Genomic DNA, 23,755 nt, shown 5'->3' with positions numbered 1-23,755 from the left:
TTTTCGCAAGTGCGAGAACCACCTTTGCCCCAAGCCAGCCTGCCCCCCGACGGAGAAGACGATTGATGACCGCCCCCGCCTTGCATCGCCATGTTGCGCCTTTATGGCAAGGCATCCTGCTATTGCTGGCGATTTTGGGATTTTGCTCGCCCTTGCGCGCAGCCGATGCGCCCGGCGCGAACCATATTGCCGCGCAATTGATCGCCGAACATGGCGTGGCGCCGGGCGGCACGGTGACGCTGGCCATCCATTTCACGCCGGAAAGATCCTATCACGGCTATTGGCAGAACCCCGGCGATGCGGGGCTGGGTACGGTTCTGACATGGACCGGGCCGGGCAAGGCGGGGGTCGCGCGTTACCCTGTGCCCGAAACCCTGCTGATTTCCGGGCTGATGAACCATGTTTATCAATCCGATTTCGCGCTGCTGGTGCCTTACACGGTGCCTGCGGATGCCAAGCCGGGCAGCGAGATTGCACTCAAGCTCAAGGCCGACTGGCTGGCCTGTACCGATACGATGTGTGTGCCCGAATCGGGCGAGATGGGTACGGTGTTGAAGGTGACGGCGCCGGGGGCCGAGGGTGCCTCCGACCCGCGCTTTGATACATGGCGCGCGAAATTGCCCGCGCCTTTGGGCGCAGCGGCGCATTGGGCGATTGCGGGCGAGACTTTGCGCCTCGCCATCCCCTTTCCCGCCAGCGGCAAGGTCGAGGCGCCGCATTTCTTTGCCGCCTCGGAAAACGCCATCGCCTATGCCGCGCCGCAGAGCTTCTCGCGCAAGGGCGACATGCTGATCGTGACCCTGAAGCGCGCAGGCCAAGGGGCGCTCAAGGATCTTTCGGGCGTGCTGCGGTTGAACGGCGCGGGCGATGGGGTTGAGGTTTCGGCCACGCAAGGCGCGGTGCCCGCCGATGGCGAGCCCGTTGCCACGGGTGAGAGCAAGGGGCCGGAATTGCCTGCCCTGCCATGGCTGATCCTTGCCGCGCTGGCGGGGGGGCTGTTGCTCAACATCATGCCCTGCGTGTTTCCGATCCTCTCCTTGAAGGCGCTCTCGCTGGCCCGCGCGGGCGAATCGCAGGCCGAGGCGCGCGCTGAGGGTATCTTCTATTCCGCAGGCGTGATTGTGGCCTGCTCGCTGCTGGGCGCGCTGCTGCTCTCGCTGCGCGCCGCAGGCCAACAGGTCGGCTGGGCGTTTCAGTTGCAGGAGCCGGGCGTGGTGGCCGCGCTGCTGATGCTGGCGGTGGCGATCACGGCCAATCTGCTGGGCCTGTTTGAATTTTCGGTGCCGGGCTTTGCTTCACACGGCGCTGGTTCCTCACGCTCGGCCTTTGCCACCGGCCTGCTGGCGGCCTTTGTCGCCACGCCCTGCACCGGGCCGTTCATGGCCAGCGCGATGGGCGCGGCGCTGCTGCTGCCGGTTCCGGCGGCGATGCTGCTGTTTGCCTCGCTGGGTCTGGGCATTGCGCTGCCGTTTCTGGCGATTGCCTTTGTGCCTGCGCTGCGCCGCGCACTGCCGCGTCCGGGGGCGTGGATGAACTGGTTCCGCCGCGCGATGGCGGTGCCGATGGGGCTGACGGCGCTGGGCCTGCTGTGGCTGGCCTCGCGGCTGGGGGGCAATGGCTTTGCGGGCTTCTGCCTCGTGCTGGCCATCGTGCTGCTGGCGGTACTGGCCATGCTCGGCGATGGACAGCGCAAGGGGCTGGGGCGCGGCGTCAAGGCCATCGGCCTGATCGCGGCGGGCGCGGTGGCGGCGGCCGTCATCATGCCGCGCACCATCCAGCAACCCGGCGATGAAGGCGCCGACCTGCTGGGCGCGCAGGCCTTCAGCGAAGCTGCCCTTGGCGCCGCGCTGGGCAGCGGACAGCCGGTGTTCGTCTATTTCACCGCCGACTGGTGCCTGACCTGCAAGGTCAACGAACGCGTCGCCATCGAACGCAAGGAAACAAGCGAGGCCTTCGCCAAAGCGGGCGTCAAAGTGTTCAAGGGCGACTGGACCCGCCGCGATCCGGCGATCACGCGCTACCTGACCGCCCATGGCGCGGCCGGTGTGCCGCTCTACGTCTGGTATCCCAAGGGCGCGAAACAGCCCAGCCAGTTGCCCCAGGTCCTCGGCCCTGAAACTCTGGCCGAGCTGGCGCAGGGGGCAAAATCATGAAGCGGGGCAGAATGCCCATACTGTTTTGACAACGATCAAGGTGGGGGGCGGCGCTTTTCGCTAATCCAGCCTCAAGACCGGCGGATTTCCCAAGAAATCTTGCCCAGACTTTAAGGCTTTCTCCCCACCTTGGGCGGTTTCCTTTGCGGATGCCGCCCATCTTTTTGTTTGGCGTTGGGAGATTTATGCCTCCGGCGGGCAAAGGGACTTGTCCCTTTGCAATCCCGTTATTGGGGTGCTTGGGGCCGCGATGCTGTGTGCGTCTGTGGGGGCAAATAGCCTGCGGCGCGGCGATGTTACGCTGACCGGCGCCGCAGGCTTTAAATTCCTAGCCCCGCGCCCAACAACCACGCCAGACAGCATCGCGCCACCCATTATCGGGATTGTTAAGGGCCCCCGCCCTTAACCCGCCGGAGGCATTCCTGCCCCGCACACAACCATCAAACCGCCGAAGAAAACTTCTTACCCGAATCCACCCGATAGGGATCGAACAGCGCCGCGATCGTGCGCGCATAGGGCAGCCCGCCGGGCATGATCTCCAGCCGCCCCGAATCCAGCCGCGCCAGCCCCCGCTCGACAAAGGGCGCGAGAGAACCGCGCAAAGCCAGCGCCAGTTCGCCGCCGATGTCGGCCTCGCCTTGGCACAGCAACGCCTCGATGATCGCGCCGCGCTTTTGGTCCTCGGCGCTGCGGCGGATGCCGCCAACCCCGGTCAGCCGATCCTGCGAAAGGAGCATGCGATAGCGGCCTGCGTTCTTCTCGTTCTGGATGATCCGGTCGGGAAAGCAGGAGATGGCCGAGGCCCCCAGCCCCACCAGCACGGGGGCGGTATCCTCGGTAAAGCCCTGAAAATTGCGGTGGAGGCGCCCGGCAACGGTGGCCTGCGCAATCGCATCGCCGGGCCGCGCGAAATGGTCGAAGCCTACCGGCTGATAGCCTGCATCGACAAGGTAATCATGCCCGCGCGCGGCCATCATGAAGCGCTCGTCCTGACCCGGCAGGTTATGCGCATCGATCCGGCGCTGGCGCGGCAGCATGTGGGGCACGTGGGCATAGCCAAAGAGCGCAATGCGATCCGCGCCCAGTTCGCAGGCGCGCGCAAGGCTTTCCTCCACCATGGCCCAATCCTGACCCGGCAGGCCATACATCAGGTCATAGTTGAGCGAGGTGACGCCCGCGCGGCGCAGCATCGTGGTGGCGCGCTCGATCATCTCGCCCGGCTGGATGCGGCCAATGGCGGCCTGCAATTCGGGCGAGAAGGTCTGGACCCCAAGGCTGGCCCGCGTGATGCCGACAAAGCCCAGCACATCGCCCCAATCCTGCGTCAGCGTGCGCGGATCGAGTTCGATCGACCACACCGGATTGTCCAGACTGAAATGCACGGTGATGGCATCGACCAGCCGCACGAAATCGGTCGGGCTGATGGCATTGGGGCTGCCCCCGCCAAAGGCGATGCGCTTGACCTTGATCCGCCCATCCAGCCGCGGGCCGACAATCGCGATCTCGCGCGTCAGCGCGTCCAGATAGGAGGCCAGCCTCTGCCGCTTGCCCGAAGCCCCGGTGTTGCACCCGCAATACCAGCAGATCTGCTCGCAATAGGGGATGTGGATATAGAGCGATACCTCGCCCACCGTGGCGCGCAACGCCTCATCCAGCGCATCCGCGCCAATGGCAGGCGTGAACTCCGCTGCGGTCGGATAGCTGGTATAGCGCGGCACAGGCCGCTCCAGCAGTTCAGGATGATAAGGCCACATGGGGATCGTAATGCCCGCGCACCGGGCGGTTTTCTTTGCGCGCGATCAAGCGTGCAAAACTTTCAGCAGCACTTCTTGCCCATACGCTTGCGCTCGCCGCCATGGCATCCCTTGACGCAGCATCCGGGGGTCTGCTTGCCCGGCACATCCTGTGGCCCGACCGGCATGGAGACGGTGCGCGTGATGCCGTCGCCCGAACAGATGGCCGCGACAATCGCCCCGCGCGCGGCGGCGGGCGCCACATTGAATACCGCCGGCACCATCGCCACCAGCGCAAAGAGCGCAATCCGCCTCATCCGCGCTCCCCCTTCGTTTCCACGGGCAATTCCTCGTCATCGATCAGAATGCGCGCCGCCGCCCCGTCCAGATCCTCGAACTGGCCATTGCGCAGCGACCAGAAGAAAGCGACCAGCCCGGTCAGCCCCATCAGCAAGGCCACGGGGATCAAAAAAGCCAGACCCGTCATGCTTTTGGCTCCCTTGCCGCCATGGCCAGACGCAGCGAATTGCCGATCACGATCAGCGAGGAAGTGGACATCGCCACCGCCGCGATCAAAGGCGTGACCATGCCCGCCATCGCCAGCGGCACGGCCAGCACATTATACCCAATCGCCAGCCCGAAATTCTGACGCACCACGCGCATGGTTGCGCGCGATGTAGCCATGGCGCGCGGAATGGCCAGCAGCGAATCGGAAAGGAACACAAAATCGGCCGCCTGCCGCCCGACATCGCTGGCCGTACCCGGCGCGATGGAGGCATGCGCGGCGGCCAGCGCCGGGCCATCGTTCAAGCCATCGCCCGCCATCAGCACATGGTGGCCCGCCCCCTGCAACCGCTGGATTGCCTCCAGCTTGTCGACAGGGCTGGCATGGCCTTGCGCGGTCATATGGGTGGCGCGGGCCACCTCGGCCACGGCGGCCATGGCATCGCCCGACAGGATCGAGGGTTCAACCCCCATGGCGCGCATCCAGTCCAGCGCCTGATTGGCATCGGGGCGCAGGCGGTCGGCAAACAGGATCAGGCGCAGGGGCTGCCCTTCGATGTCCAGCACACTGGCCATCCCGCCGACCGCCGTATCCGGGCGGCGCAGCGCCACGCGGCGACCCTGCCAAAGGGCATGAACGCCGTGGCCGGGCACTTCCTCGACCTGCGTCAATTCCGCCGCCAGCACGCCCATCGCGCCCATCGCCTCGACCAGAGACCGGCTTAAAGGATGACGCGAATGGCTGGCCAGCGCGAGGGCGACCTGAGCCGCATCGGCGGGCAGCGCGGCCAGAGCCTGCGGATCGGGCGTCGGGCGGCCCAGCGTCAGCGTGCCGGTCTTGTCCAGCAGGGCGCGGTCGATGCGGGCCATCCGCTCCATTGCGCTGCCGTCCTTGACCATGATCCCGCGCCGCATCAGCGCGCCCGCGGCCACCACCTGCGCCACCGGCACGGCCAGCCCCAGCGCGCAGGGGCAGGTGATAATCAGCACGGCAATGGCGATTTTCAGGCTTGCATACGCCCCCGCGCCCGCCACCATCCATCCGATAAACGTCAGCGCCGCCAGCGTATGAACAGCAGGCGCGTAAAGGCGGCTTGCCCGATCCGCGATGCGGACATAGGCGCTGCGATGCTGGCCCGCCGCCTCCATCGTGCGCGCGATTTCGGCAAGGGTCGTGTCCGAACCCGCCGCCGTCACGCGCACATCGACCGGCGCATCCATGTTCAACATGCCCGCATGAACCGCATCGCCCTGCGCCACCGGCACAGCCGCGCTCTCGCCGGTCAGCAGGCTGCGGTCGAAGCGGCTAGCGCCGGAAACGATCTCGCCATCGGCGGCCAGACGCTCACCCGAGGCCACGCGCATAACCATGCCGGGCAACAGGTCGCGCGCAGGAACCCAATCGACGGCTCCTTTGCCCACCACCATCGCGCCGGGCGCAGCCTGACGCAGCAGCGCGTCCACCCCGGCCCGCGCCCGGTCGCGCATCATCGCGTCCAGCACCCGGCCCGCCAGCAGGAACAGCAGCAGCATCAGCGTGCCGTCAAACCACGCCTCCTGCCCATGGGTCAGCGTTTCATAGAGGCTGAGCCCCGTGGCCAGAATGACACCGATGGAGATCGGCACATCCATATTGGTGCGCCCATGGCGCAGCGCGGCCCATGCCGAGGCAAAAAACACCCGCCCCGCATAAAGGATCGCGGGAATGCCAATGGCGGCGGAGAGCAGATGGAACAGATCGCGCGTCGATCCTTCCGCCCCCGACCAGATGCTGACCGAGAGCAGCATGACATTCATGCAGGCAAAACCGGCCACCGCCAGCGGCGCCAGCAAGGGCTTGACCGCCGAGGGCGGCGGGGCCAGTTCCTCGACGCGAGGCTGGCTGGGAAAACCGATGGCGGACAGCGCGCCCACCAGTTCCGGCACGCCCAGCCCCGCATCATGCGCCACATTGACCTGCCGCGCGGTCAGATTGACCCGCGCCGATTGCACGCCGGGCAAAGCGCCCAGCGCCCGCTCGACCTTGCCCATGCAACTGGCGCAATGCATGCCGGGGACCACCAGCGTGGTGGTCTCATGGCTTTGGGTCATGGGCGCGGCGCTGGCCATCTCATGTGTCCTTGGTCAAAGCATCTGCTGAAGACGGACGGTATGGTGCCCGGCGGCATCTTCGCCATCCAGCTTCAGCCTCAGCCGCCAGCGGCCCTCGGGCAGCGGATCGATCGAGATCCAGCGCCCATCGCCCGCCTTGCGGAACGAAACGGTGCGATCCGCCTGCTGGCCCAGCGGATGCCATGCCTCGCCGCCCAGCACGGCGTTTTGCGGCCGGGCATCGCCGATCAGCGAGACCGCCACCCGGCCATCACCCTGACGCAGCGCGCTCACCTGCCAGCCCAGCGCCTTTTCCTTCGCCGCCTCGTCCAGCCATGTGTTGTAATGCTGGCTGGCGACATAGGAATTATCGACCACCACGCCGCTGAAACTGCGACTGGCAAGGGTGGCCATATAGACGTTGACGACGATCACGATGCCGAAAAAAGCAACAAGGATCATGGTCATATGCCATCCGGTGAACCGGAAGGGGCGGCGCGCAACAGAAGCAGTCGTGACAGGAGTATTCATGGGCGGGGGCACTCCTCAATGTTCGTCTTCGGGGGCGTCGAAACGGGTGTCGTAACTGACCTGACCGCCATCCTGATCCAGCGCGCGCAGGGTGAAGCTGAGCTTGCCCTCATGCGTTCCGGCAGGCGCCGTCACATAGATCCTTAGCGGCGATGTGGTGTCGGCGGGAATGATCCGTGTCAAATCGCGCGCGGCCATGTCTTTTGCCATGTCCTCGCTCCACATCCTGGCGCCTGCCGGGCCGTCCAGCACCAATTGCATCTTGCGCGGGCGGGCCTCCATGTTCTTCCAGCGGACCGCATAGGCATTGCGGATCTCGCCGCTGGACAGGATCATGTAGGGCGGGTTGCGATCCTTGCTGACGGCGATGGAGATATGCTGGCGCGTGCCAAGGGCAAAGAGCAGCGCCGCGCCGATGGCCGACCAGATGCCCAGATAGATCAGCGTGCGCGCATGCCAGATCAGCTTCCAATGCGGCGTGGCGCTCTGGCCGTTGATTTCGCGGGCGGCATCCTCCAGCGTCACATAGTCGATCAGCCCGCGCGGGCGGCCGGTCTTGGCCATCACCCCGTCGCAGGCGTCGATGCACAAAGCGCAGGTGATGCAGCCGATCTGCGGCCCTTCGCGGATGTCGATGCCGGTGGGGCAAACCGCCGCGCAAAGCCCGCAATCGATACAGTCACCCAGCGGAGCGCCGGTCGGGCTTTTCTTGCCGCGCGGTTCGCCGCGCCAGTCCTTATAGGTGACGAGCAGCGATTTTTCGTCCAGCATCGCCGACTGGATACGCGGCCAGGGACACATATAGATGCAAACCTGTTCGCGCATGAAGCCGCCGAACCACATCGTCGTCACGGTCAGCACAAAGACGGTGGAATAGGCGATGGAGGGCGCCTGAAGCGTGACGAATTCACGCGCGAGCGTTGGCGCATCGGCGAAATAGAAGATCCATGCGCCGCCCGTCGAAATGGAAATGAGCAGATAGATGCTCCATTTCCCCAGCCGCCGCGCGATCTTGGCCGGCCCCCACGGGGCCTTGGCCAGCTTCATCTGCGCATTGCGGTCGCCGTCGATCAGGCGGTCAACATGCTGAAACAAATCGGTCCACACCGTTTGCGGACAGGCATAGCCGCACCATGCGCGCCCCACCGCCGATGTGACCAGAAACAGGCCGATCCCGGCCATGATGAGCAGGCCTGCGACGAAGTAGAACTCCTGCGGCCAGATTTCGATGGCGAACATATAAAAGCGGCGGTGTTCAAGGTCGATCAGCACCGCCTGGTCGGGGGAATAGGGCCCGCGATGCCACCGCAGCCACGGGGTAATGTAATAGACGGCGAGGCAGAAGGTCATCACCGCCCATTTCAGGCGCCGGAAACGGCCGTCCACCGCACGCGGATAGACGGCCTGAGTTTCCGCATGGAGCCGCTTCGGAGGCTGTCTGGTCAGCCCTTTGGGGTCCATGTTGGTCATAATTTATTGTCCTGTACTGGTCGCGGTTTCCGCCGCAGGAGCGGCCGCAGGGGCCGCAAAGGCTTCGCCGCCGCCAAGGCTGTGGACATAGGCCGCCAGCATCTTGATCGTCGCCGGGCTGAGGCGATTGCCCCAGGCAGGCATCACACCGGCATGGGCATTGGTCACCGTCTCGGTGAGCGCCGTGCGGCTGCCGCCATAGAGCCAGACCTTGTCGGTCAGGTTGGGCGCGCCGAACATGCGGTTGCCCTTGCCGTCCGCCCCGTGGCAGGCCACACAATTGGCGGCGAACAGGGCCGCCCCGCGCTGGGCCGAGGCATTGCCCGGCTCCTGACCCGAGATCTGACGGACATAGCTGACCACGTCCTGCACATCGGCGGGTTTCAGGATGCCGTCACGGCCAAAGCTGGGCATCATGCTGGTGCGGGTGGCATCATCGCCGGGCTGGCGGATGCCATGTTCCAGCGTGGTCTGGATGTCGGTCAGCGTGCCGCCCCACAGCCAGTCATCGTCGTTCAGGTTGGGATAGCCGATGGAACCGGCCGCGCCCGAACCGTGGCAGGGCACGCAGTTGACCTTGAAGGCCGCCTTGCCGCCCGCCACCGCCTTGGCCAGCAGTTCCGGGTTCTTGGGCAGGTCTGCGATGGGCGTGGCGTCGAGCGCGGCCAGAACCGGCGCGCGGGCCGCCTTGGCCGCATCCATTTCCGAGGCGAGCTGGCCACGGCTGGTCCAGCCGAAGGTGCCGTGGCTGCCTTCCTTGATGCCCGGAATGGCCGGATAGACCACGCAATAGCCGATAGCGAACACGATGCAGGCATAGAACGTGTAGAGCCACCAGGTGGGCAGCGGGGTGTTCAACTCCTCGATGCCATCCCATTCATGGCCCATGGTCGAGGTGCCGGTGGGCTCGTCAATGCGGGGACCTGTTTTTTCATTCTCAGGTGCGGACATGATCGTCCTCCTCGAAAATCATGGTGGCGGCCTCGTCGCTGTTCTTCCGCCCGCCGGGGCGGAAGGGCCATGCGCAAAGCACCACAAAGCTGATCGTCATCGCCAGCAGCCCCCAGCTGTCGGCGAACTGGCGCAGGGCCTGATAGGTTTCGGTCTGGTTCACCGTCCCTTCTCCTTGGCCAGAGCTTCCTGCGCCGCCGCGCTTTCGGTATCCACAAAGGTGCCCAGCACCTGAAGATAGGCGATCAGCGCGTCCATTTCGGTCAGCTTTTTCGGATTGCCGTCAAAATCGCGAGCCTGCGCCTTGGGATAGCGCTTGAGCAGGTCGGTGTTGTCGGCATCGGGGTTGGCCTGATTGATCAGGTCATCCTTGGCCTTGGCGATATCGTCCTTGGTATAGGGCACGCCGGTGATGGCGAGCGACTTCACCTCGGCGGCGATATCGGGCTTCTTCAGCTCGTTCTTCGCCAGGAACGCATAATTGGGCATGATCGATTCAGGCACAACGCTGCGCGGCGCGGTCAGGTGCTGGACATGCCATGCATCCGAATATTTGCCGCCCACGCGGGCCAGATCGGGGCCGGTGCGTTCACTGCCCCACTGGAACGGGTGGTCATACATCGATTCGGCGGCAAGGCTGTAATGGCCATAGCGTTCGGTCTCGTCACGGAACGGACGGATCATCTGGCTGTGGCACAGATAACAGCCCTCGCGGACATAGATGTCACGCCCGGCCTGTTCGAGCGGGGTGTAGGGGCGCACGCCCTTCACCTTCTCGATGGTGTTGTCGATCCAGAACAGCGGCGCGATTTCCACGATGCCGCCCACCAGCACCACCAGCAGCGACAGGACGCCGAGCAGCGTGATGTTCTTTTCAATGGCGCCGTGCCACTGGAACGGTTGCTTCTCTTGGGTAGCCATGATCGGTCCCCCTTATTCGGCAGGCTGAGCGACGAGAGGCACGTCGTTCGCCTTGTTCTGGTCGATGTTGTAGAGCGGCGCTTCGGCGCGCAGCGGGCTGCCCGCGATGGTCTTCCAGACGTTGATGACCATGAACAACGCGCCCGACAGGTAGAGCACACCGCCAAGGCCGCGCAGCACATACATCGGATGGATGGCGGGCAGCACGTCGGCAAAGCTGTTGAGCAGATAGCCGTCGGCGCCATATTCACGCCACATCAGACCCTGTGTGATCCCGGCCACCCACATCGAGGCAGCATAGAACACGATACCGATCGTGGCGGTCCAGAAGTGCCAGTTGACCATGCGCAGCGAATACATCTGCGTGCGGTTCCACAGGCGCGGGGTCAGGTAATAGATCGCGCCAAAGGTGACCATGCCGTTCCAGCCCAGAGCGCCGGAGTGAACGTGACCGATGGTCCAGTTGGTGTAGTGCGACAGCGAGTTGACGCTTTTCACCGACATCATCGGGCCTTCGAACGTGGACATGCCGTAAAAGGCAAGGCTCATCACGAACATGCGCAGCACCGGATCGGTCCGCAGCTTGTCCCATGCGCCGTTCAGCGTCATCAGACCGTTGATCATCCCGCCCCAGGACGGCATCCACAGCATCACCGAGAACACCATGCCCAGCGTCTGCGCCCAGTCGGGCAGCGCGGTATAGTGCAGGTGGTGGGGACCGGCCCAGATATAGAGGAAGATCAGCGCCCAGAAGTGGATGATCGAGAGGCGATAGGAATAGACCGGACGCTGGGCCTGTTTCGGCACGAAGTAATACATCATGCCAAGGAAGCCCGCGGTCAGGAAGAAGCCCACCGCATTATGGCCATACCACCATTGCACCAGCGCGCCCTGAACGCCTGCGAACCAGCTGATCGACTGACTGCCCAGGAAGCTGACGGGGATGGTCAGGTTGTTGACCAGATGCAGCATCGCCACGGTGATGATAAAGGAGAGATAGAACCAGTTGGCCACATAGATATGCGGCTCGCTGCGCTTGACGATCGTGCCCCCATAGACGACCAGATAGGCTACCCAGACCACCGTCAGCCACAGATCGACATACCATTCGGGCTCGGCATATTCCTTGCCCTGCGAAATGCCCAGTAGGTATCCGGTGGCGGCCAGCACGATGAACAGCTGATAGCCCCAGAACACGAAACGGGCGAGGCCGGGGAAGGCCAGCCTCGCCCGGCAAGTGCGCTGGACCACGTAAAACGACGTGGCGATCAGCGCGTTGCCTCCGAAAGCGAAGATGACCGCAGAAGTGTGCAGCGGGCGCATGCGGCCAAAATTGAACCAGGGCTCAAGGTTGATCTGCGGATAGGCCAGCTGAAAAGCGATGACGACGCCGACCAGAAAACCGGCAACGCCCCAGAACACCGTGGCGATCACGCCCCAGCGGATCACATCGTCGTCATACTTCGATGCGTCCCCGGTGGGGGCGGCCAGCCCACGGCTCACCCGTTGATAGTCGGGCGAACGAATGGCAAAGATCAGGCCGACAAGGCAGGCGGTGGCCACCGTCGCTGCCTGGATGGCAAAGGCGGTGTCATGCGCGGCAACGCTGACCATGATAGATAGAAGCAGAAGCACCAGCCAGATGCCTGCTCGCGAGACTAGGGTAACCATGAGCCTTCCCTCTCAGGTTTGTGGAAGCCTCGCCTATGGGCGGGGCCGGACGGGATCACATTGATTCCCGTCAAAAGCGCGGGACGCGGGCGGAAATTCATTTTCAGAATATCTTAAAACGGCAAATTTATGAAGCGATGCAAATAGTTAATTGGTCCAATTGTGCGCCTGCGAAAAGGCGTTTATCCGCCCGGCGGCCGTTCTGCGCGCCGTTTCGGGCAAGCAAATGGATTAAAGGCGATTCGCTGTGCCGGTCCGCGCCGCGCCTGCGCGCCGGAAAAAGAAACGGCGCAGCATAGAAAATCAGGCTTATTAATATAGGGCTCTGTAGAGGCCCGATTTACCGCAGTTGCAGCATGAATTGCGCAGGATCAAATCGGCCCTTGTCCGCGATCAATGCCCGGCGGCAAGTACAGGTCCAAAGACGCATCCAACGCCGCACAAGAACGGCTCGCACAGGGCGGGCTCGGCGGCGAAGGATGAGGGATTATGCGTAATTTCACCAAGGCCGCGGCCGCCCTGACCGCTCTTGCCGCCGCCACCGCTCTGGCTGGCGCTGCCCATGCCGAGGGTAATCCGGAAGGCAAGATCCAGTTCAAGGTGCTGGCGACTGCCGTTCTGCCCGATGGCGGGGTGAAGCAGGTCAAGACCGACGTTCTGGGTCTGGTGCCGGGCGCTGTGGGCAACACCGTGGCCAGCGACAATGTGACCCCGACCGTGGCGATCGAATATTTCCTCACGCCCAACATTTCGGTGGAAACCATTGCGGGCGTGACGGCGCACCATGTGTCGGCCTCGGCGGGCGCGCTCAAGGGCACCGAGCTGATCAGCAAGATCCACATCGTTCCGGCCACGCTGACCGCCAAGTATCACCTGCCGCTGGGCCATGGCATCAAGCCCTATGTCGGCGCAGGCCCCGCCCTGTTCATCGTGCTGGCCGACGAGCCGAGCGCCGCGCTCAAGGCTGCGCTGCCCGCCGTTACGCGCACCAAGCTGACCAGCGAATTGGGCGTGGCATTGCAGGCGGGCGTCGATATCGCGCTGGGCCATGGCTATGGCCTCGCGCTGGACGCCAAGAAATACTGGGTGGGCACCAATGCCACGGTCTATGCCGGATCGACCCAGGCGCTGGTCACGCGCAACAAGCTCGACCCGTGGGTGTTGAGCGCGGGCGTGTCCTACCGCTTCTAAGAGCTGCGCTGTCCGTCGTGGTCCTTGCGCCTGATCTTCTGGCTCTGATCAGGCGCAAACGGCGGGCAGCCAGACAGGTCTGCCCAACAGGCGGCCCGACGGGTGGAATGTGGGAAGGCATGTTTCACCCGTCAAACCGCGCAGAGTTTGACGGGCAATGGCGCGATCAGCCCGCTTCGGCGGTCAGCGCAAAGCGGTCGGTAATCACCACCTCGCGGCGCGAAGGCAGGTCGATGATCCCCTCGCCGCGCAAACGGGTGAACTGGCGGCTGACGGTTTCAATGGTCAGGCCCAGCACGTCGGCAATCTGCTGACGGCTGAAAGGCAGGACAAAGCGGTTCGCCTTGCTCTCGTCGCCCGGCTCGCACGTGGCGGGGGCCAGACGATCCGAGAGTTCCAGCAAAAAGCTCGCCACCTTCTCGCTGGCCGACTTGCGGCCCAGCAGCAGCATCCAGCGCCGCGTGCGGTCCAGTTCGGTCAACGTGCGCTGAAGCAGCTTGTGTTCAAGGCCGGGGTGCGAACGGGCGAAATTGTCGAAATCGCCGCGCGAAAACACGCAGACCCGCGCATCGGTCAGCGCCGTCACGCCATGGTTGGTCGTGCCGCCAAACGGGCGGCCGATGAAATCGCTGGGGTAAACCACGCCCACGATCTGCTCGCGCCCGTCCTCGGTCCCGGTGGAAAGTTTGAGCACGCCCTCGATCACATTGGCGACCAGAACCGAATCCTCGCCCTCCCAAATCAGCGATTCGCCCGCCACAAGGCTGCGGCGCCGCCCAATCCCGTTGAGCGAGGCGATTTCATCCTGATCCAGGGCCGAACAAATCGCCCGGTTACGGACAACACATTGATCGCATGAAGACATGTATGTCTATCTAACAGCCTTGGCCCCGCGCGGCAATGCTGCACTTTGGTGGAGTAGGGGCGGGGTTTGGTTTTATTGATTTTGTAAATTGAGAGGATTTGCCTCCGGCGGGCAAAGGGACTTGTCCCTTTGCAATCCCGATACTGTGGGCACGATGGCTCATGGAAAGCGTGGTGTTTGGGCCCAACCTCGTGCAAGGCAAATTGGCCGCTTTGCGGGAAGAAAAGTCATTGTCTGGAAACGCCAGTAGCGGATAATCCGAGTAGCCCGGGGTGACAAAAGGGGGTTTTCCGGTTAGGTGAGACCGCTAAGCTGATCGCAACTCGATCAGCCTTTGGGAGAGTATGTGTGCTTTTTCACACCATGGTCGGATCGAACGACATTGAACGGTCAAAGCGCTTCTACGACACGGTGCTCGGCACCTTGGGCGCAGGGGAAGGGACGCGGAACATCGCTGATAGCGGCCATACACGTCTGATCTACAACAACGGCAGCGGGGCCAACTTCATCGTCAGCCAGCCGATCAACGACGAACCGGCAAGCGTCGCAAACGGTAGCACCGTTGCCTTTTCCTGCAACTCGCCCGAGCAGGTGAAGCTGCTTCACGATACTGCCGTTGCTGCTGGCGGAACCTCCATCGAAGCTCCGCCCGGACCGCGCGAAACTGCCTCCATGGGCACCATCGAACTGGCCTATTTTCGTGATCCCGATGGCAACAAACTTTGCGGAATTCATTTTCCTTCCTGATCCATCCGGCATAGGGCCGCTCATGACCCCAGCGGCCCTTGGTCATGCAATCCCGCGAATGTCCGCTCTTCACCAATTCGGAGGCACTTTCAAACCACCGCGCTAAACCTACAAAATATCCGCCACATCCTGCAAAGCGCTGCGCAATTTGTCGATGGCCTGCGCCTTCAATTGATGCACCCGCGGGATCGATACGGACAGCACCTCGGCAATTTCCGCCAAATTCAATTCCTCGACGAAATAGAGCTGGATCACCATCTGAAGCCTCTCGGGCAAGGCCCCGATCGCCCCCGCCACGCTCTGGCGCAATTCCTCGTCGGCCAGCAGCGCGAGGCTGTCGGGCGCATCGTCGGCAAAGGCCATGTTGCTGTCGGAATAGGCATCGTCGATGGCTTCGAAACGCAGGGGCTCGGAAGAATTGCGCAAGGCCTCCAACTCGCCCAGCGTGATGCCCAGCGCGGCGGACAATTCCACGTCATAGGGTTCGCGCCCCAATTGGCCGGTCAATTCCTGCGTCTTTTCGCGCATCAGCCGCCGCCGCTCGGTCGCCCCGCGCGAGAGCGGCACATGGCGGCGGATCAGATCGACCATTGCCCCCCTCACCCGCATCTTGGCATAGGCGGCAAAGCCGTCCTCGGTCGGCCCCTGATGGCGCTGGGCGCATTCGGTCAGGGCGACGAGGCCCGCCTGCATCAGATCCTCGACCTCTATGCCGTCGCGGCCCGAGGATTGCAGATGCCAAGCAAGGCGCCGCACCATCGGCATAAAGCGGCGAACCCGGTCGGCAACATCGCCGCCATAGGCCCGCGCCGCGCCGCCATAGGCGCGTGCTGCATCGCCTGCGGGCCGTGCTTTGGCAAAGGATTGGGGATCGTGTTTCATGCGGCCATACTTTCAGAGGTCTGGCGGGAAGGATCAAAATCGGGCGAAGGCAGACCCAGAGCCGACGGGGGCGTCGCGCCGATCACAGCGATCACCTCGACAGGCTGGGTTTCGGGCAATTCGGCAATCGACATCACCACGCATCCAGGCGCGCGCAGCCGCAGCAGCGCGGCCAGCGGGCGGCGCAGACGCGGCTGGACGATCAGGGCGATGGTGGCCCCGGTTCCGCGCTCGGCCACAATGGCGCTGGCCTGCTCGCCAATGTTGCGGGCAAGGTCGGGTTCGATGACGGGCTGGCCGCTGATCGGATCGACCAGGCCGCCCGCGATCATCGCCTCCAGCCCGGCGTCAAGCGTGACCACCGGCAGGCGTTCGCGCGGCGAACAGATCCGCCCGACAATCAGCCCGCCCAGATCGGCGCGCACCAGATCGACGATGCGGTCATGATCCTGCGTCTGCTGCACCGCCTGCGAAATCGAGGAGAGGATCGGAAGCGGATGGGCCACCGAAATGCCGTCCTCCAGCAGATTGCGGAACAGCCGCGTCAGAGCCGCCAGCCCCAGCGGCGAGGGATAGACCGTCTCCACCAGCCCGGCGGCCCGCGTCTTGATCGCCTCGATCAGCGTTTTCACCTCATCGGGGCCAAGCAGCATATGCGCGCGCTCGGACAGAAGCTGGTTCAACTGCGTGGCGATGATCGTGCTGGCGTCAACGGTCAGGAAGCCTTCGGCAATCGCCAGATCGCGCGAGGACGGGTCGATCCACCACGCCGGACAGCCAAAGGTGGGGTCGGTGGTCTGCTCGCCCTGCAGGCGGGCGTGGGGGTTGGCCTCGCTGGCATCAATCGCCATCACCTTTTCCGGGCGCAGCGTCGCCCCGCCCAGCGGCACGCCGCCCAGCAGGATACGGTAATCATTGGGCGCGATGTCCAGCGAATCGCGCACCCGGAATTGCGGCACGATAAAGCCAAAGCTTTGCGACAATTGCTTGCGCACGCCCGTCACCCGGCTGACCAGCGGCGAGCCGCGGCGCTCATCGACCAGTTGCACAAGGCCATAGCCCAACTCGATGGTGACCAGCGTGTGGTCGGACACATCCTCCAGTTCTATGCGGGTGGGGTCGGCCTTGACCGCGGGCGCGGGGGCGGCCTCGGCAATCTTGCCCTTGGCCTCGCGCTCGCGCAGCTTTTTCCAGAGGAAGAAAGCAAGGCCCGCAGCGGGCAGAAACACCGTTTGCGGCATGGCCGGGATCATGCCGATCGCGCCCAGAATGCCCGCCACCGGCAGCCATGTGCGTGAATCGGCAAATTGCCCGCCGATCTGCCCGGCAAGATCGCGGCTGTCTGTCACGCGCGTGACGATCACGGCGGCGGCGATGGAGAGCAAAAGCGCGGGCACCTGCGCCACCAGCGCATCGCCGATGGACAGGCTGATATAGCGGCTCGCCGCATCGCTGGCCGACAGGCCATGGGTGATCATGCCAAGGCAGAAACCGGCGATAATGTTGACGCCAAGGATCAGCAAAGCGGCAATCGCATCGCCCTTCACGAATTTGCTGGCGCCGTCCATCGAGCCATAGAAATCGGCCTCGGTGGTGATCTCGCGGCGGCGGGTGCGCGCCTCGTCGGCGGTGATCAGACCGCCCGCGAGATCGGCGTCAATCGCCATCTGCTTGCCCGGCATCGCGTCCAGCGTGAAGCGGGCCGAGACTTCCGACACGCGCCCGGCGCCCTTGGTGATCACCACCATGTTGATGATCATCAGGATCATGAACACAAACAGGCCGACCGCGAAATTGCCGCCGATCAGAAACGCGCCAAAAGCCTCGATGACATGGCCCGCCGCCTCTGGCCCTTCATGGCCATGGACCAGCACCACGCGGGTCGAGGCCACGTTGAGCGCGAGACGCAGCAGCGTGGCGAACAGCAGAACCGTGGGAAAGGAGGAGAAATCCAGCGGCTTTTCCGCATTCATCGATGCCATCAGCACCGCCACCGACAGCGCGATGTTGAACACGAAAAACACGTCCAGCATAAAGGCCGGGATCGGCACCACCATCAGCACGATGATGGTCAGAATGCCAAAAGGCAGCGCCAGTTGGCGCGGGCTGGCGATGGTCAGCAATTTGTCCATCGACTACATTCCCAGCGCGCGCAGCCGCCCATAGGCGTTGCGCACGAAATCGGGGGTGGCGCCGTTTTCGCCGCCAAGGCCAAAGGTCGATTGCAAGGTATCGGCCATGGAATGGGCCGATGCGGCGGGGGCGGCGGCCTGCATGGCGTTGAACTCGCGCGCGAGCGGGCCGCCGGTCTGGGCTGCGGGCGAGGCGGCGGCGGGTGCGGCAGGCGCGGAGGATGCGGCCCAGGCCATGCCGTCGCCCCCCATCCCGCCATAGGCCATCCCGCCCGCCATCATCGCATCAGCGCTGATGCCTTCTGCGGCCAGCGCGCCCTCCATCCGGCCCCGGATCAGGCCCATCACGGCGGCCACGCTGCGCGGGTTTCCGCCATCGTCGTAAAAGATCGAGCGATTGGCCGATGCCGCCTTGGGCAGCAGGCCCGCCGCCGGTTGATCGGGATTGGTCCCCAGCGCCGAGAGGAATTTGGCCGCCCCGTCCGCGCCCAGAAAATGCGCGACATACAATTCGCTGGCATCGGGCGCGCGGCCCAGCACGGCGGTCAGCGCATCGGCATTGTCGCTGGCCAGACTGGCCGCCATCATCGCCGAGGCATGGGGATCGCCGCGCAGGCCCAGCAGCGCCATACGCTGGGCCGGATCGGCCATCGCCGCCCCCGCATTGCCCAGCCCCAGCATGTCGCCATGCTTTTGCAGCGTTTGCAGCCATGTGCTGTTGGTGAATTGATAAAGGCCCGAAGCGCTCGACGCGCCATTGCGGGCGGCGGGGTTCAACCCCGATTCCAGCCGCGCCTGCGCCGCCAGATAGGAGAAATCCACCCCCGTCGCGCCTGCCGCGCGGGCAATCGCGGCGCGGACATTGCCGCCCGACGCGCCATTGGCCGCAGTCCGCGCAGACTGGATCTTGTCAAGGCTGGCCGCCCAAGATGGGGGCGACATATCCGACTGGCTCAAGCCCAACTCCCAAAGCAAAAGGTTCGGGAGTGATTTTTGCAAAAGCCGTGCCAATTACGGCCCGGCGAACCAGATTTCAGCCGCGCGCCGCCGCATAGGCATAGGCGGGCGCATGCGAACGCGCACGATAGACCGCAGAGCTGCCGGTAAATGCCTCCAGCCGCGCGGCCACATTGGCGGCAATCAGATTGCGCACCTGACGGTTGACTTCATTCATCTTTTTGGCCGCTTCGAGCAGACCGCGGCATTCATCATCCAGCGCGCTCACGCCCGCCATGTCAATGGCATCGCACATCGCGCTCTTGGCCGAGGCCGAACCCATGATCCCGTCCAGATCCAGCCCGGCCAAAGCCTGCCGCTCCTCTTGCAGGACGGCAACCATTTGCCGCAGCGTTTCACGCAGATCGAATGGGGAAAGGGCCTGGCTCATCGTCAAACTCTCAACATCATGCCAGCGGCGATCATCGCGTCGCTGATCTTGGTGGGGATGATGGGATAATTGCCGTCCTCGATGGCCTTGCGGATCGAGGCGACGCGATCTTTGTCCACCGGTGCCTCGCCCGCGCTGATCGCGGTGGTGCTGACCACGGTGGAACCATCGCCGTTGACGGGCGAACCGGCGGCTGCCTGACGGTCGCTGCGCGTTTCGGTCAAAACCGAAGGCGCGGCAGCCGACGAGGTGGCGAAGGGGCGCACCGCATTTACTTGTAACTTAGGCCCTGAACCAATGCCAGGGCCGGAACCGATGCTGGACATCGAACCGCTCCTTGCTTTCTACAAGGCCAAGAACGGAGGCGGTTTGCCGGTTTTAAGAGAAGGCGGCAAAAATTTGCGCGATTTTGCCGGAGTGTGCCGGGCACAAGGACGCAGGGCCAGCAAAGCCATGACGGCCAAACATGAAAAAGCGCTTAAAACAGCGTCGAAGGCGGAAAAAGACATCATGGGCGGATCACTCGCGCAATTCCACCTCGACCTCGCCGGGGCGGGTGATGCGGGCGCGCACGGCATCGCTCTGCGCATAGGCGCCGGTGCCGCTGCGCAGCGTGCGCACGCGGATCCAGTCGCCCACCGCGCCCGCGTCCAGCGCCTCGCCCGGCTGGGAAACGGCAAAGCCGTCGCCCACCACAGCAATCGTCACCGCATCGCCCCGCGCTATCGCGGAAGGCGCGTTTTCGGCCATGCGGACGGGGACAAAGACACGCCAACTGCCGGGATCGGGGCATTGCACCAGCACCGCATCGCGTCGCGACGTGCGCCAACTGAGCGCGAGGGGCGAGGAGCAGGCATTGAGCCGCAGCCGCCGATCCACCGGCATCATCGCGCCGCCGCTCTGGCCAATCGCCTTGCCGGTGAATTCGGCGACCTCGCGGTCGATGGCCACCAGATCGGCAAACGGGCTGGCCGCATGAACGCCGGACGCGCCCATCGCGGCCAAACCGGCGGCCATTAAGCCTGCGCGCAGGGTGAAAGGAGAGAAAGCCTTGATTTGCATGATCGTCCTTGCCCGGCAAAAGGGCCGGTGGTGCGATCAAAGCATAATCTGTGCCAATCAGGCAGGCCCCTTGTCATAGGCCAGCGCCGCCACCGCTTCCACGCCTATGGCCGAGGCGACAGGTTCAATCACGATGCGCGCCCGCGCGCCGGGGCCGCCGGCCGATGCCGCCAGTTGCGCGGCCAGGCGCAGCGCCTCGCCTTGCGCGGCCGGGGGATAGCGCAGGGTGATCGAGAGCAACTGGCGATTGTCGGCCTGTTGCAGAGCCAGCCATTGGGCGAGTTCGGGGCCACCGGGCGCCGGGCGCCAGATGGCCAGAGGCTGGCTGATAGCCGGAGCAGCCGGGGCCTGTGCCGTGGCGGAGGGATGAGAAGGCGTTTGACGATCAGGCACATCGGCCATGGCCGCCGCCGTCACCATAAACAGGATCAGCGACAGATCGGCCAGCATCGTCTGCCACCCGACCGGCGAGCGCGGCACAAACACCGCTCCGCCGCGCAAACGGTCGCCGGGGCGGTCGCCGGGGCGGGGGCCGGACGTTTGCCCGATCATGCCGCCACGCCGGGATGATGATGCCCGCGCGCCTCGTGCTGGGGCACCATGGCGGGGGCAATCTCGGCCTCGAACCATTGGGCCAGAGCGGCGCGGGCCGCTTCATCGGCGCGGGCGTGGCGTTCAATCACCCGCGCCAATGGGGCCAGCAGCAGATTGGCCAGCACCAGCCCATAAAGCGTGGCATGCACCGCCATGCCGATCGCGGCCAGATAGGCCCCGCGATCCACCCCATGCGCGGGCATTTGCGAGAGTGAGATCAGCGTTCCTGCCAGGCCGAACACCGGCGCCAACTCGGTGGCCTGCATCAAGGTGCGGATCGCCGCCTCGACCGGGCCAAGCCGGATCTCGCGCGCATCGGCCAGCGCGGCATCAAAATGCGCCATCGAGCGATGGGCCAGCAGCGCGTGGAGCGCATCGTCAAACTCGCTGTCGCCGGTGCTGCGCGGATTGGCGCGCAGCGGGCCGTTGCGCTGAAAATCCTGGGCCGCGCGGGCCAGAGAGGCGCGCACCGCCTCGTCATCAAAACGGCTGGGCGCCAGCAACCGGCGCGCGGCAACGCGAAACGTGGCCGCCACATCCGAGCGCCCGCAGCGCAGCACCGTGGCCAGCGCCGTGCCCCCCACGACGATTGCCAGCGTGGTGCCATCATAAAGCGCGGTAAAGTCCATGCCTGTTCAAATCCTTTGCGACTGTTGGCCAAGAACGGCGGCGTGGCGCGCAAATTCACCCCGCGGCCAGCAATTGCCGCCACCCGGCAAAGCCTTGCCGCCCGGCATGATGCGCTTGCCGCCCGGCATGGCCACCTTTGCCGCCCCGCCCGCATCACCGCCGCTTTGCGGGCGTTTCGCGCCATCCCCGCGCAATTGGCACGGGCTTTGCAAATCATGGGGTCCGGGCACCCTGCCCCCTCGTTTCCAACTGTGGAGCCTTTTTGATGAGCGATCCTGCCAGCAATACCGGACTGTTCGGAGTCCATGGCATGGCGCTGGAATTGCGGTCCCAGCGCATGGGGCTGATTGCCAGCAATATCGCCAATGCCGCCACGCCCAATTACAAGGCGCGCGATATTGACTTCAACACCGCGCTGAACGCCCGGATCAAGGGCGCCAGCCAGGATCAGGCCGCCGCGGCCGCCGTGCAATACCGCGTGCCGGTGATGCCCAGCCTGGATGGCAACACAGTGGAAATGGGCAATGAACAGGTCGCCTTTTCCCAGAATGCGGTGGGCTATGCCTCCACCCTCGCCTTCCTTTCCGACGATGTCGGCGAGGTCAAGCGCGCGATCAAGGGAGAATAAGCATGGCCGGAAACGACCTTAACATCTTTTCCGTCGCGGGCCGGGCGATGTCGGCCCAGCAGGTGCGGATGAACACCGCCGCCTCCAATCTGGCCAATGCCAGCGCGGTGTCCAGCAAGGAAGCCGATGCCTATCGCCCGATCAAGGCGGTGTTTGCAACGCAAATGGACAAGGCCAACGGGCTGGCCACCGTCAATGTCAGCAGCGTGGTGCGGGCCGATGCGACGCCCGTGCGCCAGCATGATCCGGGCAACCCCCTGGCCGATGAAAACGGCGATGTGTGGGCCGCCCCGGTCGATGAAAGCGCCGAGATGGTCGAGATGCTCGATTCCTCGCGCCAGTATCAGAACCTCGTCGAAACCCTCTCCACCGCCAAGCAGCTCATGCTCGACACCATAAGGATGAAGTGATGACCACCGTATCTGCAACCGGCAACACCGGCACCACCACCTCGTCTTCGAACGCGGTGTCGGGCAATGGCGCCGCCTCGCTCAGCTTCAAGGATTACATCAGCCTGCTCACCACGCAGCTGAAGTATCAGGACCCCACCGCGCCGACCGACAACAGCCAGATGGTGGCCCAGATGGCGCAGTTCTCGACCCTGTCGGGGATTTCCCAGCTCAACAACACCTCCTCGGCGATTTCCAGCCAGCTCGGCTCGCTCTCGGATCTGTCGGCCAGCGTGTCGAACATCTCGACCAAGCTGGACGCGCTGATCGCCGCCCAGAAATCCTCGGGCACCGGCTCGACCACCGCCTGATCCTCCCCCTTTTTGCCAGACAGGACCCATTATGGCTTTTTCTATCTCGCTTAACGGCCTCAAGAACGCCCAGACTGAACTCGACACGATCTCGAACAATCTGGCCAATGCCGAAACCACCGGCTTTAAAAAGAGCCGCGTGAACTTTTCCGATCTGGTGGCGGGCTCTGCCTATACCAACCCCAAGCTGGTGCATGGCATCGGCTCGATGGTCAAAAGCATCGACCAGAATTTCTCGACCGGCCCGATGCAGTCGACCGGTTCGGCGCTGGACATGGCGATCAACGGCGAAGGCTTCTTTGCCATGAAGAACCCGCTGACCGGCGACATGAGCTATACCCGCAATGGCAAGTTCAGCACCGATGCCAGCGGCTATGTGGTCGATGACAACAACAACCAGCTGCAGGTGCTGGCCTATGACTCGACCTCCGGCACCTTTGCCACCACCCCGTCGAGCGCCCTGCTGAACCCCACCAATGCCGCCGGATCGCCCTTTGCCGGGGCGCAGGTCAAGACCGACGGCACCGTGATTGCCGCCTATGGCGACGGCACGACCGCGACCGTGGGCAAGATCGCGCTGGCCGCCTTCACCTCGCCCAGCGGCCTGCTGCAGCTGGGCAACCAGAACTGGGCCGCCAGCGGCCTGTCGGGCGCGCCCAGCTACAGCCAGCCGACCACCGGCGGTCTGGGCCAGATCCTGTCGGGCGAACTGGAAGGCTCGAACGTGGATATGGCCGAGGAAATGGTCAACCTGATCACCGCCCAGCGCTATTTCCAGGCCAACACCAAAGCGATCGACACGTCAACGGCGATTGCCGATGCGGTCATCAACCTGCGTTCATAAGGGCTGAG

General features: G+C 64.4%; 27 protein-coding genes. 7 read left to right on the top strand and 20 right to left on the bottom strand.

Annotated elements, in window-relative coordinates:
• Positions 1–65: 65 nt before the first annotated feature.
• A complete protein-coding gene (locus tag PQ467_RS04450) occupies positions 66–2,153 on the top strand; it encodes a protein-disulfide reductase DsbD family protein (RefSeq protein ID WP_274175346.1) in 2,088 nt (695 codons plus the stop codon).
• Positions 2,154–2,593: 440 nt separating this feature from the next.
• Here PQ467_RS04450 and hemN read toward each other — a convergent pair whose 3' ends face one another.
• The 10 genes from hemN to ccoN form a co-directional block, all read right to left on the bottom strand.
• Entirely contained in the window at positions 2,594–3,907 is a 1,314-nt protein-coding gene (gene hemN, locus PQ467_RS04445; protein ID WP_274175345.1) for an oxygen-independent coproporphyrinogen III oxidase, read from the bottom strand.
• A gap of 62 nt (positions 3,908–3,969) precedes the next feature.
• Entirely contained in the window at positions 3,970–4,203 is a 234-nt protein-coding gene (locus tag PQ467_RS04440) for a hypothetical protein (RefSeq protein WP_274175344.1), read from the bottom strand.
• Positions 4,200–4,373, bottom strand: coding sequence for a cbb3-type cytochrome oxidase assembly protein CcoS (ccoS, locus tag PQ467_RS04435; RefSeq protein ID WP_274175343.1), 174 nt, complete (start codon positions 4,371–4,373; stop codon positions 4,200–4,202). Before ccoS ends, PQ467_RS04440 begins: the two co-directional genes overlap by 4 nt.
• The gene (locus PQ467_RS04430) at positions 4,370–6,499 is read right to left on the bottom strand and encodes a heavy metal translocating P-type ATPase (protein WP_274175342.1); all 2,130 of its coding nucleotides are present in this window, start codon (positions 6,497–6,499) and stop codon (positions 4,370–4,372) included. The genes ccoS and PQ467_RS04430 overlap by 4 nt, the downstream gene beginning before the upstream one ends.
• A gap of 15 nt (positions 6,500–6,514) precedes the next feature.
• Entirely contained in the window at positions 6,515–7,012 is a 498-nt protein-coding gene (locus PQ467_RS04425) for a FixH family protein (protein ID WP_274175341.1), read from the bottom strand.
• A 15-nt stretch (positions 7,013–7,027) separates the two neighbouring features.
• Positions 7,028–8,482 (bottom strand): cytochrome c oxidase accessory protein CcoG, encoded by a 1,455-nt coding sequence (gene ccoG, locus PQ467_RS04420; RefSeq protein WP_274175340.1) that lies wholly within the window; start codon positions 8,480–8,482, stop codon positions 7,028–7,030.
• 3 nt (positions 8,483–8,485) lie between these two features.
• Complete coding sequence (gene ccoP, locus PQ467_RS04415) at positions 8,486–9,433, bottom strand: cytochrome-c oxidase, cbb3-type subunit III (RefSeq protein WP_274175339.1); 948 nt, start codon at positions 9,431–9,433, stop codon at positions 8,486–8,488.
• The gene (locus tag PQ467_RS04410) at positions 9,420–9,596 is read right to left on the bottom strand and encodes a cbb3-type cytochrome c oxidase subunit 3 (RefSeq protein WP_168604319.1); all 177 of its coding nucleotides are present in this window, start codon (positions 9,594–9,596) and stop codon (positions 9,420–9,422) included. The genes ccoP and PQ467_RS04410 overlap by 14 nt, the downstream gene beginning before the upstream one ends.
• Positions 9,593–10,354, bottom strand: coding sequence for a cytochrome-c oxidase, cbb3-type subunit II (gene ccoO / locus PQ467_RS04405; RefSeq protein WP_274175338.1), 762 nt, complete (start codon positions 10,352–10,354; stop codon positions 9,593–9,595). The genes PQ467_RS04410 and ccoO overlap by 4 nt, the downstream gene beginning before the upstream one ends.
• Positions 10,355–10,366: 12 nt before the next feature.
• Entirely contained in the window at positions 10,367–12,025 is a 1,659-nt protein-coding gene (gene ccoN, locus PQ467_RS04400) for a cytochrome-c oxidase, cbb3-type subunit I (protein ID WP_274175337.1), read from the bottom strand.
• Between the two features lie 489 nt (positions 12,026–12,514).
• On the opposite strand from ccoN, the gene PQ467_RS04395 reads away from it, so the two are divergent.
• Positions 12,515–13,216: an OmpW/AlkL family protein gene (locus tag PQ467_RS04395; protein ID WP_274175336.1), complete on the top strand. Its 702-nt coding sequence runs from the start codon at positions 12,515–12,517 to the stop codon at positions 13,214–13,216.
• A gap of 166 nt (positions 13,217–13,382) precedes the next feature.
• Here PQ467_RS04395 and PQ467_RS04390 read toward each other — a convergent pair whose 3' ends face one another.
• Complete coding sequence (locus PQ467_RS04390) at positions 13,383–14,081, bottom strand: Crp/Fnr family transcriptional regulator (protein WP_274175335.1); 699 nt, start codon at positions 14,079–14,081, stop codon at positions 13,383–13,385.
• Between the two features lie 348 nt (positions 14,082–14,429).
• Between PQ467_RS04390 and PQ467_RS04385 the strand changes: the two genes are divergently transcribed.
• Complete coding sequence (locus PQ467_RS04385; RefSeq protein ID WP_274175334.1) at positions 14,430–14,828, top strand: VOC family protein; 399 nt, start codon at positions 14,430–14,432, stop codon at positions 14,826–14,828.
• A gap of 108 nt (positions 14,829–14,936) precedes the next feature.
• Here the strand turns inward: PQ467_RS04385 and PQ467_RS04380 are convergent, their stop codons facing one another.
• From PQ467_RS04380 to PQ467_RS04340, 9 genes are all read right to left on the bottom strand, one after another.
• Complete coding sequence (locus tag PQ467_RS04380; RefSeq protein ID WP_274175333.1) at positions 14,937–15,710, bottom strand: sigma-70 family RNA polymerase sigma factor; 774 nt, start codon at positions 15,708–15,710, stop codon at positions 14,937–14,939.
• A complete protein-coding gene (locus PQ467_RS04375; protein WP_274175332.1) occupies positions 15,707–17,842 on the bottom strand; it encodes a flagellar biosynthesis protein FlhA in 2,136 nt (711 codons plus the stop codon). The genes PQ467_RS04380 and PQ467_RS04375 overlap by 4 nt, the downstream gene beginning before the upstream one ends.
• A gap of 3 nt (positions 17,843–17,845) precedes the next feature.
• A complete protein-coding gene (locus tag PQ467_RS04370) occupies positions 17,846–18,799 on the bottom strand; it encodes a transglycosylase SLT domain-containing protein (protein ID WP_274175331.1) in 954 nt (317 codons plus the stop codon).
• A gap of 76 nt (positions 18,800–18,875) precedes the next feature.
• The gene (locus PQ467_RS04365) at positions 18,876–19,229 is read right to left on the bottom strand and encodes a flagellar protein FlgN (RefSeq protein WP_274175330.1); all 354 of its coding nucleotides are present in this window, start codon (positions 19,227–19,229) and stop codon (positions 18,876–18,878) included.
• 2 nt (positions 19,230–19,231) lie between these two features.
• A complete protein-coding gene (locus PQ467_RS04360) occupies positions 19,232–19,495 on the bottom strand; it encodes a flagellar biosynthesis anti-sigma factor FlgM (RefSeq protein WP_274175329.1) in 264 nt (87 codons plus the stop codon).
• 253 nt (positions 19,496–19,748) lie between these two features.
• Positions 19,749–20,291 (bottom strand): flagella basal body P-ring formation protein FlgA, encoded by a 543-nt coding sequence (locus PQ467_RS04355; protein WP_274175328.1) that lies wholly within the window; start codon positions 20,289–20,291, stop codon positions 19,749–19,751.
• 57 nt (positions 20,292–20,348) lie between these two features.
• The gene (locus PQ467_RS04350; RefSeq protein ID WP_274175327.1) at positions 20,349–20,843 is read right to left on the bottom strand and encodes a hypothetical protein; all 495 of its coding nucleotides are present in this window, start codon (positions 20,841–20,843) and stop codon (positions 20,349–20,351) included.
• Complete coding sequence (locus tag PQ467_RS04345) at positions 20,840–21,514, bottom strand: MotA/TolQ/ExbB proton channel family protein (protein WP_274175326.1); 675 nt, start codon at positions 21,512–21,514, stop codon at positions 20,840–20,842. Before PQ467_RS04345 ends, PQ467_RS04350 begins: the two co-directional genes overlap by 4 nt.
• 6 nt (positions 21,515–21,520) lie before the next feature.
• Positions 21,521–21,745: a hypothetical protein gene (locus tag PQ467_RS04340; protein ID WP_274175325.1), complete on the bottom strand. Its 225-nt coding sequence runs from the start codon at positions 21,743–21,745 to the stop codon at positions 21,521–21,523.
• Positions 21,746–21,780: 35 nt separating this feature from the next.
• Here PQ467_RS04340 and flgB point away from each other — a divergent pair, with 35 nt between their 5' ends.
• The 4 genes from flgB to PQ467_RS04320 are packed head-to-tail and all read left to right on the top strand — an operon-like array spanning position 21,781 to position 23,747.
• A complete protein-coding gene (gene flgB, locus PQ467_RS04335; RefSeq protein WP_168604309.1) occupies positions 21,781–22,143 on the top strand; it encodes a flagellar basal body rod protein FlgB in 363 nt (120 codons plus the stop codon).
• Positions 22,144–22,145: 2 nt separating this feature from the next.
• Positions 22,146–22,553: a flagellar basal body rod protein FlgC gene (gene flgC, locus PQ467_RS04330; protein ID WP_274175324.1), complete on the top strand. Its 408-nt coding sequence runs from the start codon at positions 22,146–22,148 to the stop codon at positions 22,551–22,553.
• Positions 22,553–22,903 (top strand): flagellar hook assembly protein FlgD, encoded by a 351-nt coding sequence (locus PQ467_RS04325; RefSeq protein WP_274175323.1) that lies wholly within the window; start codon positions 22,553–22,555, stop codon positions 22,901–22,903. Before flgC ends, PQ467_RS04325 begins: the two co-directional genes overlap by 1 nt.
• Positions 22,904–22,934: 31 nt before the next feature.
• The gene (locus PQ467_RS04320) at positions 22,935–23,747 is read left to right on the top strand and encodes a flagellar hook basal-body protein (protein ID WP_274175322.1); all 813 of its coding nucleotides are present in this window, start codon (positions 22,935–22,937) and stop codon (positions 23,745–23,747) included.
• The last annotated feature ends 8 nt before the right edge of the window (positions 23,748–23,755 follow it).

Source organism: Novosphingobium sp. KACC 22771 (assembly GCF_028736195.1).
Lineage (GTDB): Bacteria > Pseudomonadota > Alphaproteobacteria > Sphingomonadales > Sphingomonadaceae > Novosphingobium.
Note: the sequence above shows the minus strand (reverse complement) of the source record. Positions and strands in the feature narration are given on the sequence as shown.

Bases quoted from the DNA above. Each gene is read 5' to 3' on its own strand.
- ccoP (WP_274175339.1), bottom strand. From the start codon at position 9,433: ATGTCCGCACCTGAGAATGAAAAAACAGGTCCCCGCATTGACGAGCCC.
- flgB (WP_168604309.1), top strand. From the start codon at position 21,781: ATGAGCGATCCTGCCAGCAATACCGGACTGTTCGGAGTCCATGGCATG.
- PQ467_RS04430 (WP_274175342.1), bottom strand. From the start codon at position 6,499: ATGGCCAGCGCCGCGCCCATGACCCAAAGCCATGAGACCACCACGCTG.
- hemN (WP_274175345.1), bottom strand. From the start codon at position 3,907: ATGTGGCCTTATCATCCTGAACTGCTGGAGCGGCCTGTGCCGCGCTAT.
- PQ467_RS04440 (WP_274175344.1), bottom strand. From the start codon at position 4,203: ATGAGGCGGATTGCGCTCTTTGCGCTGGTGGCGATGGTGCCGGCGGTA.
- PQ467_RS04325 (WP_274175323.1), top strand. From the start codon at position 22,553: ATGACCACCGTATCTGCAACCGGCAACACCGGCACCACCACCTCGTCT.
- PQ467_RS04355 (WP_274175328.1), bottom strand. From the start codon at position 20,291: ATGCAAATCAAGGCTTTCTCTCCTTTCACCCTGCGCGCAGGCTTAATG.
- ccoG (WP_274175340.1), bottom strand. From the start codon at position 8,482: ATGACCAACATGGACCCCAAAGGGCTGACCAGACAGCCTCCGAAGCGG.
- ccoS (WP_274175343.1), bottom strand. From the start codon at position 4,373: ATGACGGGTCTGGCTTTTTTGATCCCCGTGGCCTTGCTGATGGGGCTG.
- flgC (WP_274175324.1), top strand. From the start codon at position 22,146: ATGGCCGGAAACGACCTTAACATCTTTTCCGTCGCGGGCCGGGCGATG.
- PQ467_RS04320 (WP_274175322.1), top strand. From the start codon at position 22,935: ATGGCTTTTTCTATCTCGCTTAACGGCCTCAAGAACGCCCAGACTGAA.
- PQ467_RS04425 (WP_274175341.1), bottom strand. From the start codon at position 7,012: ATGAATACTCCTGTCACGACTGCTTCTGTTGCGCGCCGCCCCTTCCGG.
- ccoO (WP_274175338.1), bottom strand. From the start codon at position 10,354: ATGGCTACCCAAGAGAAGCAACCGTTCCAGTGGCACGGCGCCATTGAA.
- PQ467_RS04375 (WP_274175332.1), bottom strand. From the start codon at position 17,842: ATGGACAAATTGCTGACCATCGCCAGCCCGCGCCAACTGGCGCTGCCT.
- PQ467_RS04350 (WP_274175327.1), bottom strand. From the start codon at position 20,843: ATGATCGGGCAAACGTCCGGCCCCCGCCCCGGCGACCGCCCCGGCGAC.
- PQ467_RS04390 (WP_274175335.1), bottom strand. From the start codon at position 14,081: ATGTCTTCATGCGATCAATGTGTTGTCCGTAACCGGGCGATTTGTTCG.
- PQ467_RS04345 (WP_274175326.1), bottom strand. From the start codon at position 21,514: ATGGACTTTACCGCGCTTTATGATGGCACCACGCTGGCAATCGTCGTG.
- PQ467_RS04395 (WP_274175336.1), top strand. From the start codon at position 12,515: ATGCGTAATTTCACCAAGGCCGCGGCCGCCCTGACCGCTCTTGCCGCC.
- PQ467_RS04450 (WP_274175346.1), top strand. From the start codon at position 66: ATGACCGCCCCCGCCTTGCATCGCCATGTTGCGCCTTTATGGCAAGGC.
- PQ467_RS04365 (WP_274175330.1), bottom strand. From the start codon at position 19,229: ATGAGCCAGGCCCTTTCCCCATTCGATCTGCGTGAAACGCTGCGGCAA.
- PQ467_RS04380 (WP_274175333.1), bottom strand. From the start codon at position 15,710: ATGAAACACGATCCCCAATCCTTTGCCAAAGCACGGCCCGCAGGCGAT.
- ccoN (WP_274175337.1), bottom strand. From the start codon at position 12,025: ATGGTTACCCTAGTCTCGCGAGCAGGCATCTGGCTGGTGCTTCTGCTT.